At 33.5% G+C, this 3088-nt stretch carries 2 protein-coding genes and 1 pseudogene; 2 read left to right on the top strand and 1 reads right to left on the bottom strand.

Annotated elements, in window-relative coordinates; translation table 11 throughout:
• Nucleotides 1–89: 89 nt before the first annotated feature.
• A pseudogene (locus tag HMPREF2782_RS09675) lies at nt 90–298 on the top strand (hypothetical protein).
• A gap of 484 nt (nt 299–782) precedes the next feature.
• Here HMPREF2782_RS09675 and HMPREF2782_RS04615 read toward each other — a convergent pair.
• On the bottom strand, nt 783–2270 hold the full coding sequence (locus HMPREF2782_RS04615) for a helicase HerA-like domain-containing protein (RefSeq protein ID WP_070641214.1): 1488 nt from the start codon (nt 2268–2270) through the stop codon (nt 783–785).
• A gap of 372 nt (nt 2271–2642) precedes the next feature.
• Between HMPREF2782_RS04615 and HMPREF2782_RS04610 the strand changes: the two genes are divergently transcribed.
• A partial coding sequence (locus HMPREF2782_RS04610; RefSeq protein WP_261668654.1) for a GNAT family N-acetyltransferase occupies nt 2643–3088 on the top strand: 446 nt, incomplete at its 3' end.

Here is a 3088-nt window from a genome sequence, read left to right as displayed (position 1 = left end):
TATAGATTTAATTCGAACAATATAATTTCAAAGTAAGAGAAGTATATGAAGGAAAAAGTAAAAAATTATTTGTAGTTGGAATCGCAATTTTGGTGATTTATTACCTACTTCCAGTAGATATATTTGAAAACTATACAAACCTAAAACCAACTGGACTCACATCAATGTTTGTCTGCCCAATTATTGGACTAATAGGTTTAATATTTGGGGAAAGGAAAAGGACAGATTATTTATAGTGTTGAATATTATGTTAATCTTATTACTACCTATAGCTATGTTTGTAGGTCATCTAATATAAGTAATGTAACTAAAACAAGAAAATAATAACCTAAACAGCTCTTTTATGGGCTGTTTTTTCTGTGCTTAAGAATGATATAATAGATCATAAGATGAATACTAATTGGACATATTTCCACATACGAGGCTTTTGGAAAAAATTAAACTTTATCCATACTGTCTGCTCAACCCATGTGGAGAGTGTAGTGTTTGTATCAAAACTTAAAGAAAAATAATTGTAAAAACCAAGTAGTACTGAGATTTTTAGGAAATTTTGAAAATTTTTCATTTGGTTATTTAATGATTTTCAGAAATTTACCCACGGATAGGTCAACCGAGAAATCGCTAGGGTTGAGTTTCTGATAGATATCGATGAGTTGTGGCTGTGAGATAGATATTGCAGAAATTTCAAAATTGAGATGAAAAAATTATTATTAGAAAATATCAAACACATTTAAGAATTAAGAAAATACATCAAGGCAGGACTTTGTTCCTGCCTTTTTATCTTATCTTCTTTTTTTTATGGAACCTAGGAGGCCTCTTGCGATTTCACGACCAATGGTTCTCGTAATGGTGCCGAGCATGGAGTCGATGCCCTTATCGAAGTAAGTCTTTTGGCTGCGGTTGGATTTCTGTGCTTTTTCGAATTCTTTTTTTTGAGCATCAAGTTCCTTCTGTCTTTCGGCATCTATTTTTTCTTTTTCAGCTTCAAACTTTTCTCTTTCAATTCTTTCTAAAAGAATTTCGTAGGCGGATTGTCTGTCAATTGCTTCCTTGTACTTTGTATAAAGTGGAGAAGAATTAACCAAGACTCTATATTCCTCATCGGTTAGTGTTGAAAAGGATGAGTGGGGCGGAAGGATTAGTGCCTTGTCTGCTACAGTTGGTGCACCACTTTCATCGGCAAATGAAACCAATGCTTCTCCGGTTCTAAGATTTATGATTTCTTCTTTTATATCCATGGATTCATCTTGTCTAAATGTGTCTGCAACAGCGTTTATCGCCTTTAGTTCCTTTGGAGAATAAGCTCTTAGTTGATGTATGATTCTGTTGGAAAGTTGTGACGAAATGGATTCTGGTATGTCGAGAGGATTTTGTGTGATGAAGAAGACGCCCACTCCTTTACTGCGCACGAGACGAACGACTTGGATAATCTTGTCTTGTAAAACTTTTGGAGTGTTGTTAAATAGTAAATGCGCTTCGTCAAAGAAAAATACAAGCTTAGGTTTGTCCAAATCTCCAAGTTCTGGGAAGTTTTCATAGATTTCTGAAAGCAAGTATAGGAGAAGCATGGAGTAGAGAAGTGGATTTGAGATCAATTTTGTAGCATTTAAAATATTTACAACACCCTTACCACTTGGATCTGTTCTAATAAAATCGCCGATGTCTATCGCAGGTTCTCCAAAGAATAAATCTCCGCCAGCATCTTCAATAAACAAAAGCTTTCTAGAAATTGAAGAGAGACTTTGACTAGCCACATTGCCGTAAGTCCTACTAATCTCGTCCCTATTTTCACCGACGAAATTTATCATCTGTTTAAGATCCTTTAAATCGATTAATAGAAGACCCTCACTGTCGGCAACTTTGAAAATAATATTTAAAACCCCAGCCTGAGTATCGTTTAGGTCTAAAATATTTGCGAGCATAAGAGGGCCCATCTCTGAAATAGTAACCCTAAGTGGAATTCCTTTTTCGCCGTAGATATCCCACATATTTACAGGATAATTTTTAAAATCAAAATTAGAGATACCAAGTTCTTCAAGCCTTGAATTTAATTTGTCATTCATCTTGCCAGGCTTTGAAATATTTGCAAGATCGCCCTTCACATCCGCAAGAATGGTCGGAACTCCAGCGTCAGAGAGACCTTCCGTAAGCACCTTTAGAGTTACGGTTTTTCCAGTTCCAGTAGCGCCGCTGATTAGTCCGTGTCGATTTATTTTATTTAAAAGAATATAGTTTTCCGTATTCCCATTGCCAATCAAAATTTTGTCCATGAGAGCCTCCTTTCTTAATTAATTTCATTATAACATAATAAATTAATATATAGAGGAAAACCTGAACATAAATATATCCTGAAAAGATGTAAAAGAGTTATCTTTTATAAATTTCACAAGTAAAGACTTTCAAAATACAGAAAATTAAGACAAAAGATTAGCTAGGTTAAGAAGATGGTAAAGAATATATAATTTCATCGTGGGCACTGGTTATTATAAATATTGATTAGATTATATAATCATTGATTTGTGCTAAAATAATTTTAGCCTCATCCAGATTCTCAATGCCAAGCATCCAGATAAGAGTATTTTAATTTGCTTGTTGTGGAATTGACGAGAAGATAATTTTCATTTAAAGAGGAAGAATTCAAGGTGACAAAAATATTAAACATAAAAAACATGAGTAAAACTTATAATGTTGAAAAACTTACAGAAAATGATATTGAAACCATATACAGATTGTGCCAAGGCAATAAGCTATATTATCGTTACTGCCAGGCAGAGGTAAGTAGAGAACAAATCTTAAGTGACCTTTACCTAAGACCTGAAGTAGTAAATGAAGATAATAAATATTATTTAGGATTTTTCAAAGATGAACTTTTAGTTGCTGTTTTAGATATTTTAAATGGCTATCCAGACGAAGAAACCTGTTTTATTGGCTTTTTTATGGTAAATATTTTATACCAAGGTCAAGGGATAGGAACTGAAATAATTCAAAGTGTTCTAGCTTATATTAAAAAAATAGGCAAAGCAAAAGTTCGACTAGGCATAGACAAGAAAAATCCCCAGTCAAAAGCTTTTTGGAAAAAGAATGGATT

The organism is Anaerococcus sp. HMSC068A02 (assembly GCF_001811125.1).
Classification (GTDB): Bacteria; Bacillota; Clostridia; order Tissierellales; family Peptoniphilaceae; genus Anaerococcus; species Anaerococcus vaginalis_C.
Note: the sequence above shows the minus strand (reverse complement) of the source record. Positions and strands in the feature narration are given on the sequence as shown.